Origin of the sequence: Streptomyces neyagawaensis (assembly GCF_023516595.1) — a bacterium.
GTDB classification, from domain to species: domain Bacteria; phylum Actinomycetota; class Actinomycetes; order Streptomycetales; family Streptomycetaceae; genus Streptomyces; species Streptomyces neyagawaensis.
Genome location: NZ_JAMGBG010000023.1, coordinates 201,557 through 217,415, shown reverse-complemented (window position 1 = coordinate 217,415; position 15,859 = coordinate 201,557). Strand labels below are relative to the sequence as shown.

Sequence of the window (15,859 nt, the reverse complement as noted above, 5' to 3'; positions counted from 1 at the left end):
ACGCATGGCACATGACCACTGAGCTGCGGGTGTTGGCGAAGGACGACTGGAATGTCTGGTACGCGAACCTTCTGCGGGCCTTCGGGGGGATGCGGGCTTCGGTCGAGGAGCGTGACCTCGACGAGTCGCTCCTCGACCACGGCCGTGCGCTCGGCGCCTGGGACGGGGGCCAATGTGTGGGGACGGCCGGGGCGTTCGACTTCCGGATCACGGTTCCCGGTGGCGCGGCCGTCCCCGCGGCGGGCGTGACGATGGTGGGTGTCGCGGCCACGCATCGGCGGCGCGGGGTGCTGACGTCCATGATGCGGCGGCAGTTGGCGGACATCCGCTCGTGGGGCGAGCCGCTGGCCGTGCTGATCGCGTCGGAGCCGGCGATCTACGGCCGGTTCGGGTACGGCATCGCCACGCACCGGCTCGGTGTCGAGGTCGACACCACGCGGGTCCGGCTGTCCGTGCCGCCCGGCACCGACGACGTACGGCTGCGGTACGCCGCCCCGGCCGAGGCCCTCGACGCCTGCGAGGCGGTGTACGCGCGCCGGGTGCCGGGGCGGCCGGGGATGCTGGTGCGGCGGCCGGGCTGGGAGCGGGCGGAGCTGCTCGACACGGACCGGCACCGGGCGGGCGGCTCACCGTTGCAGTGCGTGGTGGCGGAGCGGGACGGGGAAGAGGGGCTCGTCGGGTACGCGCGGTTCCGGGTCAAACCGGACTGGGGGCCGGGCGGGGCCGCGGGGGTCGTCCGGCTGAGCGCGCTGGAGGCAGTGGATCCGGCCGCGCACGCCGCGCTGTGGCGGTTCCTCTTCGACATCGATCTGACGTCGTCCCTCGTCGCGTACCGGCGTCCCGTGGACGAGCCCTGGCTGCACATGGTGTCGGACGTCCGGCGGTGCGGGCTGCGGGTGCAGGACGATCTGCATGTACGGCTCGTGGATGTCGGGGCGGCGTTGGGGGCGCGGACGTACCAGGCGCCGGTGGACCTGGTGTTGGAGGTCGAGGACGTCTTCTGCCCCTGGAACGCGGGGCGTTGGCGGCTGGTCGGCGACGCGCGGGGAGCGAGCTGCGAGCGGACCGAGCGGGCCGCCGATCTCGCCCTCTCCGTACGGGAGTTGGCGTCGGCCTATCTGGGCGGGGTGAGCCTCGCGTCGCTGGGTGCGGCCGGGCGGGTGCGGGAGCTGCGGCCGGGGGCGCTCACGGAGGCGTCCGTCGGGTTCTTCTCGTCGACCGAGGCGCCCTGGGTGCCGCACTCGTTCTGAGACCGGCCGCCCTCCCGGGGCGTCAGCGCTGCTGGCAGGTGGGGCACCAGAAGAGGTTGCGGGCGGCGAGATCGGCGGTGCGGATCTCGCCACCACAGATGTGGCAGGGCAGATGGGCCCTGCGGTACACGTACACCTCGCCGCCGTGATCGTCGACGCGGGGCGGGCGGCCCATGGCCTCCGGGGTGTGTTCCGGTCGCACGGTGTCGATGCGGTTGTTGCGGACGCCCTCGCGCATGAGGGCGACGAGGTCGGCCCAGATCGCGTCCCACTCCGCCGCGGTGATGTCCCGGCCGGCGCGGTAGGGGTCGATGGCGTGCCGGAAGAGGACCTCGGCGCGGTAGACGTTGCCGACGCCCGCGATGACCTTCTGGTCCATGAGGAGCGCGGCGATCGTCGTACGGCTACGGGAGATCCGGGCGTACGCGAGGGCAGGGTCGGCGTCCGGGCGCAGCGGGTCCGGGCCGAGGCGGGCGTGGACGGCCTGCTTCTCCGCGTCCGTGATCAGCGCGCACGTCGTGGGGCCGCGGAGGTCCACGTACGACGTGTCGTTGCGCAGGCGCAGGCGGACGGTGTCGGTGGGCGGGGGCGCCGGTGTGGGGCCGAGGTCGACCTTGCCGAAGAGGCCGAGGTGAATGTGGACCCAGTCCTCCGCGTCGGGGGCGCCGAAGTGGAGGAAGAGGTGCTTGCCGTGGGCCTCGGCGGCGGTGAGGGGGGTGCCGTCGAGGAGGGCGGCGGCGTCGGCGAACTTGCCCTGGGGGCTGGTGACGTGGAGGGCCGTGCCGGTGCCGAAGTGGGAGAGGTAGTCCTCGGCCAGGCGATGAATCGTGTGGCCTTCCGGCACGGGGCCCTCCGGGGGTTGGGCGGGGCGCCTAGGGGGTGGGGGGCGCGGGGGGCGTATGGCGGGTGCGGGTAGGTGGGGGCTGGTCGCGCAGTTCCCCGCGCCCCTGAAGGGAACGGGCCTGCGGCCCGCCCCTTCAGCCCCGAGTTGTCAGGTGTCCCTACGGCTGGGGGTGGTGTGCCGGGATCGGGGGGAGGTCGCCCGTCGTCTCGTATGTCGCGAGCATGTCGATGCGGCGGATGTGGCGCTCGTCACCGGAGAACGGCGTGTTGAGGAACGTCTCGACGAACTTGGTCGCGTCGTCCTGCGAGTGCATCCGAGCCCCGACGGCCACGACGTTCGCGTTGTTGTGCTCGCGGCCCAGCGCGGCCGTCTCGGTGCTCCACGCGAGCGCGGCCCGCACGCCGGCCACCTTGTTCGCGGCGATCTGCTCCCCGTTGCCGGATCCGCCGATGACGATGCCCAGGGAGCCGGGGTCGGCGGCCGTGCGCTCCGCCGCGCGGAGGCAGAACGGCGGGTAGTCGTCCTGGGCGTCGTAGATGTGGGGACCGCAGTCGACGGCCTCGTGACCGGCGGCCTTCAGCCACTCGACGAGGTGGTTCTTGAGTTCGTATCCGGCGTGATCGGAGCCGAGGTAGACGCGCATGGTCCGAGTGTGACACGCCTGTTTCGTCGGAGCGCGATGGGGGCCCGGCGCCCGAGAAGCGTGAGCCACACCACGGAACCTCAAGTAAACCTCAAGTAACGATCTGGATTCAAAGGTTCAGGATTCCTTTCACCTCCGATTCACTGGACCGATCTTTACGGAGGCTCACGCAATGCCCCCGCCGCCTCTCGTGTCCCGCTCCGACGAGAGTCACCGGGGAATGCGCGGGCAGACGCACGGAAGTCCCCACAACGGCGCAAAGGAAACTCCCCCCATGACCTCGCAGCCGACTCTGCCGACCGACACCGGCACACCAGGCTCCTCCTCTCCCCCCTCCCCCGGCCTCCACGCCGGTCTCAAGAACCGCCATCTGTCGATGATCGCGATCGGAGGTGTGATCGGGGCGGGCCTCTTCGTCGGGTCGAGCTCCGGTATCGCGACCGCCGGTCCCGGCATCCTGCTGTCCTACGCCCTGGTCGGCACGATGGTCGTGCTGGTCATGCGGATGCTCGGTGAGATGTCCGCCGCGAACCCCACTTCCGGGTCGTTCTCCGCGCACGCCGACCGTGCGCTGGGCCGCTGGGCCGGGTTCTCGATCGGCTGGCTGTACTGGTTCTTCTGGGTCGTCGTCCTCGCGGTGGAGGCCACCGCCGGCGCGGTGATCCTGGAGGGCTGGATCCCGGCCGTACCGCAGTGGGGCTGGGCCCTGATCGTGATGGTGGTGCTGACCGCCACGAACCTGGTCTCGGTGGCCTCGTACGGCGAGTTCGAGTTCTGGTTCGCCGGTATCAAGGTCGTCGCGATCGCCGCGTTCATCGTCGTGGGCGGGCTGGCCGTGTTCGGCGTGCTGCCGGGTGTGGAGGCCGAGAAGGCGGGCCTGGGGAACCTGACCGACCACGGCGGGTTCCTGCCCCACGGGCCCGGTGCCATCCTCATCGGTGTGCTGCTGGTGGTCTTCTCGTTCATGGGAAGTGAGATCGCCACGCTCGCCGCCGGGGAGACGGAGAACCCGCAGAAGGCCGTCACGAAGTCGACGAACAGCATCATCTGGCGTATCGGCGTCTTCTACCTGGGTTCGATCTTCGTCGTGGTCGCGCTGCTGCCGTGGAACGACCCCTCGATCAAGGAGAAGGGTTCCTACGTCGCCGCGCTGGACTCGCTGGGAATCGCCCACGCGGGTCAGATCATGAACTTCATCGTGTTGACGTCGGTGCTGTCCTGCCTCAACTCCGGTCTCTACACGGCCTCCCGGATGGCGTTCTCCCTGGGTGAGCGCGGGGACGCGCCGCGGTCGTTCGGGCGGACCACGTCGCGGGGTGTGCCGATGACGGCGATCCTGGCGTCGGTGGTGTTCGGGTTCGTCGCGGTGATCTTCAACTACTTCTTCCCCGAGGGCGTGTTCCTGTTCCTCGTGAACTCCTCCGGCGCGGTCGCCCTGTTCGTGTGGCTGGTGATCTGTTTCTCCCAGCTGCGGATGCGCAGGATCATCGAGCGGGAGACCCCGGAGAAGCTCGTCGTGAAGATGTGGCTGTACCCGTATCTGACGTGGGCCACGATCGGGCTGATCCTCTTCGTCCTCGGCTACATGCTCACCGACACGGAGCACGGCAACCGGGAGATCCTGCTGCTCTCGCTGCTGGTCGCGGCCGTCGTCGTCGGTATCGCCCTGGTCAAGGAGAAGATCAAGGGGCAGAAGGCGGGCGCGACGGCGGAGGTCACCGACAAGGTGGGCTGAGCGGCTCGTGGTTCACGGTTCGTGGTTCGTCGGGAAGGGCTTCACAACGGGGTGAAGCTCTTCTCGACTTTTTTGTAGACGGGCAGGGCCCGGTCCTCGATGTCGGGGTGGTACCAGGTGGTGAGCTGGTACGACTTGCCGCCGGTGTTGAAGCCCAGGGAGCGGACGTGCCAGGGGAGTTCCTGGGCGGTGACGGTGTACTCCCAGACCACGGCCGGTTTGCCGCGGAACTCGGTCTCCTCCAGACGGATCCGCTGGTAGCCGGGGCCCTTGCTGGTGCTCTCCTCCTTCTTCTCCCACTGGGCCAGCAGGTCACCGCGGGCCAGGGACGCCTTGCCGACGATCTCCTGCCGCGCGTCCGGCGAGGTGTAGTGGACCTCCGCGCCGGCGTGCACCTCGCGGGAGAAGCCGTCGGGCGGGACCCAGGCGAAGACCCCGGCCTCGGTGCGGGCGCCGGGCGGCAGCGTCGGGGGGCGGGAGGTGCCGGCGACGGTGGGGGACGAACTCGACAGAGTCGAGGGGGACGCCTTCCTCCTGTCGTCGGACGACGCGCCCAGCGTCGGGACGAGTACGGCCGCGAGGACTCCGGCCACGGCCACCCCGGCGGCCGCGATCAGCACCGTACGGCGCCTGTTCCGGCGGGGCTCGGCGGGCCTCGCCGGGCGCGGGGGGCCTGGGTCGTGTCCGTAAAGTCCCGTCGTCCGCCCGGAGGGCGCGCCCTGCGGCGTCTGGTGCGTGCTCTCGGCGTGGCGGGCGGAGGCCCTCGTACTGGATGTACTCGGGCCTCCGCCCGGTGCGGCGAGAGGGCGTGCCAGGCGTCGCGGGGCAGGCGGGACTTTGCGGACACGGCCTAGCAGATCGCCCGGCGATGTGGGGGCGGGCCGGGGCCGGGTGGGGAGTTCGGGTGTGTCCAGGGGCGATGCTGCGGCGGAGGTTTCGGGCTCGGGGTCCGTGGCCGGGGGTGTCTCGGGGGCGTTCAGCACCGTCGGCGTCGGGGTCGGCTGCACGGGAGCGTTCGACACCGTTGGCGTCGGGGTCGGCTGCGCAGGGGTGGGCGGCATGGGGGTCGGCTGCGCGGGGGTGGGCGGCACCGGTGCAGGCGGCACGACGAGGGTGGGTTCGCGCGAGGGCTCCGTGGGTGTCACCGGGGGCTCTGCGACGGCCCCTGCCACCGCCGCCTTCCGGCTGTCGTCTCCCGGGTCCGCCGCCTCGATGTCCTCCCCTGCCCCTCCCGGGGGCTCCGGGGCGACCGCGCCCACGGCCGACGGCTCCGGACCGATCGCCCTCCCGACCGTGCGCTGGTCGGGGGCATCCGTCTCGGCGCCCCTCGGATCAGGGCCGTCCGTACGGGCAACCCTCGGATCAGGTGTGTCCCTCCCGGCAATCCGCGGACCAGCACCGTTTGACCCGGCGGCCCGCGGATCGGCAGCCTCCGGGACCCCGCCCGGTGGGTCGGCAGCGACCGCTGCGGCACCGCCCGGTTCCGGAGCCGCCATCGGCGTGGTCGGTGGTTCCAAGGTGACCGTGGCTGTGGGCGGGGCTGGTGGGGGTGTAGCGATGGTCTGGAGGGCCGTTGTGAGTTCGGGGAGGCCGGGGCGTACGTCCGGGTCCTTCTCCAGGAGGGCGGCGAGGACGTCGTGCAGGTCGCCTGCCGTGGCGGGCAGTTCGGGCTCCTCGTAGAGGACCGCGTGCAGAGTGGCGAGCGTGGTGGTGCGGGAGAACGGGGAACGGCCGCCGAGGGCGGCGCAGAGGGTCGCGCCCAGGGACCACAGGTCGGACGGCGGCCCCTGGGGGCGGCCGGAGACCCGCTCGGGCGCCATGTAGTCGGGGGAGCCGACGAGCATGCCGGCCATCGTGAGCGCCTCCGCGTCCTGGATGGCGGCGATACCGAAGTCGGTGAGCACGACGCGGCGTCCGCCGGTCCGGCGGACGAGGACGTTCGCCGGTTTGATGTCACGGTGCAGAACGCCCTGCGCGTGCACCTGGCCCAGCGCGTCGACGAGTTCGAGGCCGATGCGGGCCGTCTCCCGTACGTCGAGGGGGCCGTCCTCGAAGAGGAGCCGTTCCAGCGAGCGGCCGTCGACCAGTTCCATGACGATCCACAGCCGCTCGCCCTCGTCGACGACGTCATAGATGCGGACGACGTGGGGGTGGTCGATGCGGGCCGTGGCCCTGGCCTCCCGCAGAGTGCGCTCGCGTCGGGTGCGGGTGTCCTCCGGATCGAGGCCGTCGATCCGCATTTCCTTGACCGCCACCTGCCGGTCGAGTATTTCGTCGGCGGCCCGCCACACCCGCCCCATTCCGCCCTGGCCGATGCTTTCGACCAACGTATAACGGCCGGCCACCACAAGCCCCGGCACTCCGCCCCTCGTTGTTCCCGGCACCCCCATGCCCCCCTTCGACCGACACGTGCCCACTTCTGCAACAGCCGAACCAAAAAGTCGCGCATTGGTCACACTTCTCGCCGCTCCAGCATAGTGGCGAGAAATCTTGTGGTACCTCTTCAATGGCCGTGAATTCAGGCACGGCCAGGGGGACGCAAGGGGGATGGAACATGAGTTCTCGTCAGGGGAAGACCAGGACGGCCATCGCGGGATCGCTGCTCACCGCGTCGTTCTCGTCGGTGATGATCCTCGGCTTCACGGCCTGGGCGGATGACGAGGGGGGATTGAGCGATCACGGCGGAAAGGTCATGGACACGGCACCGGCAGAGGTGAAGCTGTCGACACTGCTGTCCAAAGAGATCAAAGTCGACAACAAGTCTCAGGAAACGGAGATCTCCGGGGTCGTAAAGAACGAGGGAACCAAGGCGAGCGGGAAAATCCGTCTGCTCGTGGTCGGTTTCGACGGCCTGACGGTCAAGAATGTCGAAGGCTGCACGGAAATCGCCAAGGGCGATCTTCCCGATGGGGCCAACAGCGGTTTCGCGTGTGCGATCGACGATCTGGCGGCCGGAAAGTCGAAGACTTATGCGATCGACGCGACCTTCGACCTGAAGAAGAAGGGCGACATCTGCCTGCCGGTGCAGAACGCCGACGGTTCGAAGACGTTCTGGCAGCAGGGTCCGGTGCCGTTCGGCACGACGAACCAGTCACCCAACGAGCCCGCCACGCCGCTCCTCCTCGGCACCGACAACAGCCCGGTCACACCGGGCGGCGGTGACGGAGGCGACGGCAACGGAGGCGGTGGGAACGGTGGCGGCGGAGGCGGCAAGGACGACAAGCCCGACGAGCTGCCGCAGACCGGTCCCGCCGACCGGGTCCTGCCGCTCGGCATGGTGGGCGCCGCGCTGATCTCCGCCGGCGCGGCGGGCCTGTGGTGGAACAACCGGCGCGCCCGACAGGAGACATGACGCGTGGACGGCGAGAAGGAGAAGCCGTCGGACGCGGAGCCGTGAGGAGGCTGTGGCGCGGAGACGCGGAGACGCGGAGACGCGGAGACGCGGAGACGCGGAGACGCGGAAGAGGCTCGCCTCTGTGCGGTCGGTGTGCGACCCGGCGAGCCTCTTCGGGCGTGGAGACGTCACAGTCCGAGTGACGCCGCCACCAGGGCCTTGGCGTCACGGTCTCCGTGGCGCCGCGCCCATAGGAACTACGGCGTCACTTGTCGAGCAGCTTCCACGCGGTCGGCAGCGCGCCCATCGCCAGCGCCGCCTTGAGCGCGTCGCCGATCAGGAACGGGGTGAGGCCGACCGCGACGGCGGAGGCGAGGGTGATGTCGGCGGTGGCGGCGAGGTAGGGGACACCGACGGCGTAGATGATGGCCTCGCCCACAAGCATCGTGCCTGCCATGCGCAGCACGGAGCGGTCGGCGCCCCGGCGGGCGAGGGCGCCCACGGCCGCGGAGGCCAGGATCATGCCGAGGATGTAGCCGAAGGAGACGCCGACGCCGGAGGTGCCGTTCGCGAACCACGGCACGCCGAGGAGACCGGCGAGCGCGTACAGGGCGAGGGACGCGACACCGCGGCCGGCTCCCAGCGCGGTGCCCACGAGCAGCGCGGCGAAGGTCTGGCCGGTCACCGGAACCGGCGAGCCCGGCACGGGCACGGCGATCTGCGCGGCGAGCCCGGTGAGGGCGGCGCCACCGACCACCAGCGCGATGTCCCGCACACGGGAGACGGGGAGCAGGTCGGCGAGGACCTGACCGGTGCGGGCGGGGGCGACGGCCGTACTCATGGGGACTCCGCGAGGGTAGAGGGGAAAGAAGGGTGTACGTGGCATCGAACACGGTGACGCTATCCCAGCGGTCATGAACAGGACACCGTCAGCCGTCGACAAAGGCGGGAACGACGGCATGGTGGGCTTTCGACAATGACCTTGGGTTACACCGGGCAGGCGTGACGCCGGTCACTGAGGTGGAGTGGCTTCTGCCACGTCGGCATGGACGGAGGGGTCTGTAGGGATTCACCAATCGGGTTGTGGGGATGGACGGAGGCCGTCTCGCCCGTCGGTCGCCGTCTGGGCAGAGGTGGGCCGTTTTGCTAGCTTCGGGCGCATGGTTGCCCAGGCCCGGTACTTCTCGTCGCGTCGCTACGTCGACCTGCGACGCGTGGGCACGGCCACCTGTCGCCGCCCCGGGTGAGGCGGCTCCGGCGCGCCTCGCCTCACGACGGCGCAGTGTCGGACCCGTACCCGAGGATGATCGCGATGCCCCGTACCGTGGCAGCACCCACTCTTTCCCCTTCCGTTCCCCGTCGTTCCCCGCTTCCGTCCCGTTCCTCTCCCGTGCCGCGGGTCGCCGACAGCGACCGGCGGCGGACCAGTGCCAGCGTGGTGCTGCGGTCCGTGCTGGAGCACGGACCGGTGGCGCGCAGCACCATCGCGCGGGTGACGGGCCTGTCACCGGCCTCGGTGACCGACCACTGTGCCGGGCTGGCGCGGCTGGGGCTCATCCGGGAGGCCGAACCGCCCCGGCAGTCCAAGGGGTCGGGGCGCCCGCACGTACCGCTCGACCTGGACGACTCGCGGTTCGCGGTGGCCGGGGTGCATGTGGCGGTGCCCTACACCACGGTCGCGCTGCTGGATCTGCGCGGACGGGTCCTGGTGCGGCGGGAGACGAAGCACGACGGCACCGCCGATCCGGCGGTGCTGCTGGCACGCGCCGCCGACGGGATCGCCGCGCTGTCGGCGGCCCTGCCGGGGCGCCGTCTCCTCGGGGTCGGGTTCGCGGCCGGTGGCTGGGTGGACCGGGAGACCGGGACGGTGGTGGAGCATCCGCTGCTCGGCTGGCGCGAGGTGCCGGTGCGGGAGGTGCTCGGCGCCCGCACCGGGCTACCGGTCCATGTCGACGGGCACGCGCGGGCCTTGGTCGGCGCGGAGCGGCTCTTCGGGCGGGCCCGGGGCAGTCGGAGCGTGCTGCATCTGTTCGTCGGCAACGTGGTGGACGCGGCCTTCGCCACCAACGACGAGGTGCACCACGGGCCACGCTCCCAGTCCGGGGCGATCGCCCATCTGCCGCTGCCCGGCGGGACGGAGCCCTGCGCCTGCGGGCGGACCGGCTGCCTCCAGGCCGAGTTGAGCGAGCGGACGCTGTGCCGACGGGCACGGGAGGCCGGCGTCATCGCCGGGGTGAACCCGACGCATGTGGTGGACGCGGCGGCGGGCGGCGACCCGGTGGCCGTACGGCTGCTGGTGGAGCGGGCGCGGACAGTGGGGCGGGCCGTGGGGCTGCTGCTCGACGTGCTGAACCCGGAGACCGTCGTCGTCACCGAGGTCGGGGTCATCGCCCGCGAGGACTGCCTCGCCGCGCTGCGGGGCGCCGTGGCGCACGACCGGGCGGCGGACGTCGGGCCGACGAGCTTCCCGGACGCCGTGCTGGCCACGGCGGGCGGTGCGGTCGCCCTGGACGTGCTCTATCGCGATCCACTGGCCGCCGCACCCCGGTGAATTAATTCAGAAACTCCGAATGTTGACAGCCACGACGCGAGACCGGGAACATCATGTTCATGCTTCTCACGACCTGTCGCACCCTCTGTTGCTGACACGTTGACGCGCCCCGAGCGCGTTCTTCTTCCTGCGTGGACGCCCACTTCTCCGGCCTTCTCCCGCAGTGATTTCTCCTTTTCCGGCGTTCGTTCGCCGTAATTTCCGTGCGCGTTCCTGCCTCGCGCCGCCTCCCGCTTTTCCTGTGAACCCCAGGGGGTCCTCCCATGCCTTCGTCCGCTCCGTCCGGTCTCGACCGGCGTCTCTTCCTCACCTCCGTCCTCGGCGTCGGCGCCGCCGCCGTCGGACTGAGCGGCTGCGCCGACAGCAGCGCGGCGACCGCCAAGACGGCGGCGGACGCGCCGCTGGCGACCAAGGTCCCCCGGGGCACCAGTCTGAAGATCGCCTCGTTCCAGAACCAGCAGCAATTGCAGTTCAAACTCGCGGGATTGGGCGATCTGCCGTTCAAGGTGAGCAGCTGGGCGAACATCGGGGCCGGTCCCGATGTCATCAACGCCTTCCGTGCCGGCTCGCTGGATGTCGCCAACAACGCGGGAATCCCGCCGATCCAGGCGCATTACCAGGGTTATGACGCGAAGATCGTCGCGATCAACATCACCCGCAAGCCGAACTATCTGTTCGCCACCAAGCCCGGCAGCGACATCACCTCGGTCAAGGAATTCAGGGGCAAGAAGCTCGCCTTCTCGCAGGGGCAGGCGCAGGGTGTCGTCCTGCTGCGGGCCCTGAAGAAGGCGGGGATCGCCTACGACGACGTGGAGCTCGTCCCGCTCACCAGCAACCAGTTCCTGACGGCTCTCCAGTCCGGCCAGGTGGACATCGCGCCGCTCGGCAACCAGCAGGCGCCCGCCTATCTCCAGCAGTACGAGGCGAAGGGCGCCCGCACCATCACCACCGACGTGGTGGACCTGCTCAACCTGCTGTGGGCGCCGACGTCCGTACTGGCCGACTCGGCGAAGGCCGCGGCGGTGGCCGCCTACATCCCGTACTGGGCGAAGGGCGCGGTCTGGCAGTACGAGCACCCGGACACCTGGAACGAGGAGTTCTACGTCAAGACGCAGAACCTGACCGCCGCCCAGGCGAAGTCGATCAGCGATCTCGCCAACAAGCCTCTGTTCCAGCCCAGTTGGGACGAGGCCATCAAGTGGGAGCAGGAGACGGCGGATCTGCTCGCCGAGGGCGGATTCGTGAAGAAGTTCGATGTCGGCACGCTCTTCGACCGCCGCTTCGAAGCCATCGCGGCGAAGGCCGTGCCCGCGGAGTACCGGAGGTGACGGCCATGACCACGAGCACCACGAGTACGGCGAGTACGGCGAATACGGCCACGACGGCGGAGACCGCGAAGGCCCCGTCCGACCAGACTCCGTCCGGCACGGCCACCGCGGCCAACGCGGTCACCCCGTCCGGCACGGCCACCGCGGCCGGTACGCCGGTGGCCGTCGAGGCCGCGGCCCAGGTGCGCAGGCGGCGACGGCTCTCCCCCGGGCGGCGGCTGCCCGCCTCCCGGCTCGTCGGCCCGCTGCTCTTCCTCGCCCTGTGGGCTGCCGCCTCCGCCGCCGGGCAGCTGGACCCGGCGGCGGTGCCGGCCCCGTGGACCGTGCTGGAGACCGGCGCCCGTCTGTGGACCGACGGGACCCTGCCGACCGACATCCTGACCTCTCTGCAACGGGCCGGCGCCGGGTTCGCGATCGGGCTGACCGCCGGGATCGCGCTGGCCCTGGCCTCGGGGCTCAGCCGGGCCGGTGAGGCGCTGATCGACGGGACCGTGCAGCTGAACCGGGCGATCCCGACCCTCGGTCTGATCCCGCTGTTCATCCTCTGGCTGGGCATCGGCGAGACCTTCAAGATCGCGATCATCGCCATCGTCGTCTACATCCCGATCTACCTGAACACGCATGCCGCGCTGGCCGGCATCGACAGCCGCTTCGTCGAACTCGCCGAGGTGCAGGGCCTGTCACGGTTCCGGTTCATCCGCGAGATCGTCATCCCCGGCGCGCTGCCCGGCTTCTTCGTCGGACTGCGGCTCGGGGTGACCGGCTCCTGGCTGGGCCTGGTCGTGCTGGAGCAGATCAACGCCACCAACGGACTCGGCTATCTGATGTTCCAGGCCCAGAACTACGGCCAGAGCGACGTCATCCTCGTCGGGCTGGTCGTCTACGGGATCTTCGGCCTGGTCTCCGACAGCGCGGTCCGTCTCATCGAACGGAGGGTGCTGTCATGGCGACGCACACTGAGCAGCTGACCGCCGCGGGAGCGGCGACGGCCACGGGCACCGGCGCGGCGGCGACCGCCACGGTCGAGAGGACCGCCGTACGGCTGCGGGGACTGACCCGGTCGTTCGAGGGGCGCGCGGTCCTCGACGGCGTCGACCTCGACATCCCCGCCGGGCAGTTCGTGGCCCTGCTCGGGCACAGCGGCTCCGGCAAGAGCACCCTGCTGCGGGCGGTCGCGGGCCTCGACCACGAGGTCGCGGGCAGCGGCGAACTGACCGCGCCGCAGCGCGTGTCGGTGGTGTTCCAGGACTCCCGGTTGCTGCCCTGGCGGCGGGTGCTGGACAACGTGCTGCTGGGCACCGAGGGCGAGGAGAAGGCGCGGGCCGCCCTCGCCGAGGTGGGTCTGAAGGGGCGGGAGCGCGCCTGGCCCAACGAGCTGTCCGGCGGTGAGGCCCAGCGTGCCGCGCTCGCCCGCTCCCTCGTCCGGGAGCCGGAACTGCTGCTGGCCGACGAGCCGTTCGGCGCGCTGGACGCGCTGACCCGGATCAGGATGCACGCGCTGCTGCGGGAGCTGTGGGAGCGCCACCGCCCCTCCGTCCTGCTCGTCACCCACGACGTCGACGAGGCGATCGTGCTCGCCGACCGGGTGCTGGTGCTGGAGCACGGTCGGATCGGCCTCGACCTGACCATCGACCGCCCGCATCCCCGGTCGTACCGAGATCCGCTGCTCGGCGAGTACCGGGAGCGGCTGCTGGCCGCGCTCGGGGTGACCGAGGACCCGGAAGGCGCCGTGGAGGCCCCGGACAGGCGCCGAGCAGTGACCGCAGCGGACCACCAGTGACGTCGAAGGACCACCGATGACCACCAGACAGCTTCATCTGAACGCGTTCCTGATGAACACCGGCCACCACGAGGCGTCGTGGCGGCTGCCCGAGAGCGACCCGTACGCGCATGTCGAGCTGGACCACTACGTCCGGCTCGCGCGGACCGCGGAGCGCGGCACCTTCGACTCGCTGTTCCTCGCCGACGGCCCCCAACTCTGGGGGACCCTCGCCCAGCGTCCCGCCGGGGCGCTGGAACCGCTCACCCTGCTGACGGCGCTGGCGACGGCGACCGAGCACATCGGTCTGATCGCCACCGCGTCGACCTCCTACAACTCCCCCTACAACCTGGCCCGCAAGTTCGCCTCCCTCGACATCATCAGCCGGGGCCGGGCGGGCTGGAACATCGTCACCACCGCCGGTGCCGAGGCGGCCCGCAACTTCGGCCTGGACGCCGAGCCCGCGCACGCCGAGCGGTACGCGCGAGCCGGCGAGTTCCTCGATGTGGCGCTGAAGCTGTGGGACAGCTGGGAGGACGACGCGATCGTCGCCGACAAGGCGTCCGGTGTCTGGGGCGACGACGCGAAGATCCATCCGCCCCGGCACCGGGGGACGTACTTCAGCGTCGAGGGCGCCCTCAACGTGCCGCGCACGCCGCAGGGCTACCCGCTGCTCGTGCAGGCCGGGTCCAGCGAGGACGGCAGGGCGTTCGCGGCCCGGTACGCGGAGGCGGTGTTCACCGCCCAGCAGACCATCGAGGACGCGCAGGGCTTCTACGCCGACCTCAAGGCCCGTACCGTCGCGGCCGGCCGCGACCCCGACCACATCAAGGTGCTGCCCGGCATCGTCCCGGTGCTCGGCTCCACCGAGGCCGAGGCGCTGGCGAACGAGCAGGTGCTGGAGGACCACATCGTGTACACGCACGGGGTGGGCCGCCTGGAGGCACTACTCCAACTGGAGCCCGGCACGCTGGAGTTGGATTCCCTCCTGCCGGACGAGCTGCCGCCGGAGAGCGCCATCGAGGGCGCCAAGAGCCGCTTCACGCTCGTCGTCGAACTGGCCCGGCGCGAGCGGCTCACCGTACGGCAGCTGATCGGGCGGCTCGGCGGCGGGCGCGGGCACCTCACCTTCGCCGGGACGCCCGAGCAGGTCGCCGACGAGATCGAGACCTGGTTCACGCGGGGCGCCGCCGACGGCTTCAACATCATGCCCGCGGTCCTGCCGTCCGGCCTGGACGCCTTCGTCGACCATGTCGTCCCGATCCTGCGCGCCCGCGGTCTGCTCCGAAGCGAGTACGGGCCGCGCCAGACCCTGCGGGAGCGCTACGGCCTCCCCCGCCCCGTCAACCAGTACGCCCTCCCCGCCCGGGAAACCGCCCTCGTCTGAAAGGACCCGCACATGTCCGACCTCCAGATCCGCAAGATCACCGGGAACATCGGCGCCAAGGTGGCCGGCGTGGACATCGCCCGCCCCCTCGACGACGAGACCGTCGCCGAACTCCGGGAGGCCCTCAACGTCCACAAGGCCCTGGTGTTCGACGTGGTGAACCTCGACGACGCGAGCCAGCAGGCCTTCGTCCGGCACTTCGGCGACATCACCACCGCCCACCCGACCGTGCCGTCCGTCGACGGCACCCCGAACGTCCTGCCCGTCGACAGCGAGCGGGGCCGCGCCGCCAACCACTGGCACACCGACGTCACGTTCGTCCTCAACCCGCCCCAGGCGACCTCCCTGCGCAGCATCACGATCCCGCCGTACGGCGGCGAGACGCTGATCGCCAACGCGGCGGCCGCCTACCGCGACCTGCCCGAACCGCTGCGCGCCCTCGCCGACACCCTGTGGGCCGAGCACACCAACGACTACGACTACGCGGTGCCCGAGGAGGCCCTTGACGAGCAGCAGGCCGCCGCCCGCGCCCAGTTCACGTCCATCGAGTACCGCACGGTCCACCCGGTGGTCCGCGTCCACCCGCTGACCGGCGAACGCGGCCTGTTCATCGGCGGGTTCGCGCAGCGGATCGTCGGCCTGTCGACGGGCGAGTCCCGCAAGCTCCTCGACCTGTTCCAGTCGTACGTCACCCGCCCGGAGAACGTGCTGCGCCACCGCTGGTCGGAGAACCAGCTCGTCATCTTCGACAACCGCATCACCCAGCACTACGCCATCGACAACTACGACGGTCTGCCGCGCCGTCTGCACCGGGTGACCGTCGCCGGTGACGTGCCGGTGGGCGTCGAGGGCAAGGAGAGCTACTCCATCGAGGGCGACGCGGCGCACTACACCCCGGTGGCGGTCCCCGTGGCCGCATAGTCACCCTGCGTGCCGGCCGCGTCCGGATAGCGGACAGCCCCTTCGTGCGTGCGAAGGGGCTGTCCAGACTGTGGACGCTTTTGCCCTCTCACGCATTGGACGAGCCG

The 15,859-nt window shown here is 70.9% G+C and carries 13 protein-coding genes; 9 read left to right on the top strand and 4 right to left on the bottom strand.

Features of this window, described 5'->3' with window-relative positions; genetic code table 11:
* Positions 1 to 11: 11 nt before the first annotated feature.
* Positions 12 to 1,250, top strand: coding sequence for a GNAT family N-acetyltransferase (locus tag M8J73_RS12560; RefSeq protein WP_249828609.1), 1,239 nt, complete (start codon positions 12 to 14; stop codon positions 1,248 to 1,250).
* A 22-nt stretch (positions 1,251 to 1,272) separates the two neighbouring features.
* Here the strand turns inward: M8J73_RS12560 and M8J73_RS12555 are convergent, their stop codons facing one another.
* On the bottom strand, positions 1,273 to 2,094 hold the full coding sequence (locus M8J73_RS12555; protein ID WP_249828608.1) for an Fpg/Nei family DNA glycosylase: 822 nt from the start codon (positions 2,092 to 2,094) through the stop codon (positions 1,273 to 1,275).
* Between the two features lie 157 nt (positions 2,095 to 2,251).
* On the bottom strand, positions 2,252 to 2,737 hold the full coding sequence (locus M8J73_RS12550) for a ribose-5-phosphate isomerase (RefSeq protein ID WP_055543056.1): 486 nt from the start codon (positions 2,735 to 2,737) through the stop codon (positions 2,252 to 2,254).
* A 274-nt stretch (positions 2,738 to 3,011) separates the two neighbouring features.
* Between M8J73_RS12550 and M8J73_RS12545 the strand changes: the two genes are divergently transcribed.
* Positions 3,012 to 4,472, top strand: a complete 1,461-nt coding sequence (locus M8J73_RS12545) for an amino acid permease (RefSeq protein WP_249828607.1) — start codon at positions 3,012 to 3,014, stop codon at positions 4,470 to 4,472.
* Between the two features lie 41 nt (positions 4,473 to 4,513).
* Here the strand turns inward: M8J73_RS12545 and M8J73_RS44790 are convergent, their stop codons facing one another.
* A complete protein-coding gene (locus M8J73_RS44790) occupies positions 4,514 to 6,799 on the bottom strand; it encodes a serine/threonine-protein kinase (protein ID WP_492012098.1) in 2,286 nt (761 codons plus the stop codon).
* 227 nt (positions 6,800 to 7,026) lie between these two features.
* Here M8J73_RS44790 and M8J73_RS12535 point away from each other — a divergent pair, with 227 nt between their 5' ends.
* Complete coding sequence (locus tag M8J73_RS12535; protein WP_055539234.1) at positions 7,027 to 7,824, top strand: hypothetical protein; 798 nt, start codon at positions 7,027 to 7,029, stop codon at positions 7,822 to 7,824.
* 247 nt (positions 7,825 to 8,071) lie between these two features.
* Here M8J73_RS12535 and M8J73_RS12530 read toward each other — a convergent pair whose 3' ends face one another.
* Positions 8,072 to 8,647 (bottom strand): biotin transporter BioY, encoded by a 576-nt coding sequence (locus tag M8J73_RS12530; RefSeq protein WP_055539233.1) that lies wholly within the window; start codon positions 8,645 to 8,647, stop codon positions 8,072 to 8,074.
* A gap of 471 nt (positions 8,648 to 9,118) precedes the next feature.
* On the opposite strand from M8J73_RS12530, the gene M8J73_RS12525 reads away from it, so the two are divergent.
* The 6 genes from M8J73_RS12525 (at position 9,119) to M8J73_RS12500 (ending at position 15,752) form a co-directional block, all read left to right on the top strand.
* A complete protein-coding gene (locus tag M8J73_RS12525; RefSeq protein WP_055539236.1) occupies positions 9,119 to 10,357 on the top strand; it encodes an ROK family transcriptional regulator in 1,239 nt (412 codons plus the stop codon).
* A gap of 263 nt (positions 10,358 to 10,620) precedes the next feature.
* Positions 10,621 to 11,685, top strand: coding sequence for an ABC transporter substrate-binding protein (locus M8J73_RS12520; protein WP_055539232.1), 1,065 nt, complete (start codon positions 10,621 to 10,623; stop codon positions 11,683 to 11,685).
* A gap of 5 nt (positions 11,686 to 11,690) precedes the next feature.
* Positions 11,691 to 12,653 (top strand): ABC transporter permease, encoded by a 963-nt coding sequence (locus M8J73_RS12515; RefSeq protein WP_240501327.1) that lies wholly within the window; start codon positions 11,691 to 11,693, stop codon positions 12,651 to 12,653.
* Positions 12,629 to 13,465, top strand: coding sequence for an ABC transporter ATP-binding protein (locus tag M8J73_RS12510; RefSeq protein ID WP_055539231.1), 837 nt, complete (start codon positions 12,629 to 12,631; stop codon positions 13,463 to 13,465). The genes M8J73_RS12515 and M8J73_RS12510 overlap by 25 nt, the downstream gene beginning before the upstream one ends.
* Positions 13,466 to 13,481: 16 nt before the next feature.
* On the top strand, positions 13,482 to 14,831 hold the full coding sequence (locus M8J73_RS12505; protein ID WP_249828606.1) for an LLM class flavin-dependent oxidoreductase: 1,350 nt from the start codon (positions 13,482 to 13,484) through the stop codon (positions 14,829 to 14,831).
* 12 nt (positions 14,832 to 14,843) lie between these two features.
* On the top strand, positions 14,844 to 15,752 hold the full coding sequence (locus tag M8J73_RS12500; protein ID WP_055538769.1) for a TauD/TfdA dioxygenase family protein: 909 nt from the start codon (positions 14,844 to 14,846) through the stop codon (positions 15,750 to 15,752).
* Positions 15,753 to 15,859: the final 107 nt, after the last annotated feature.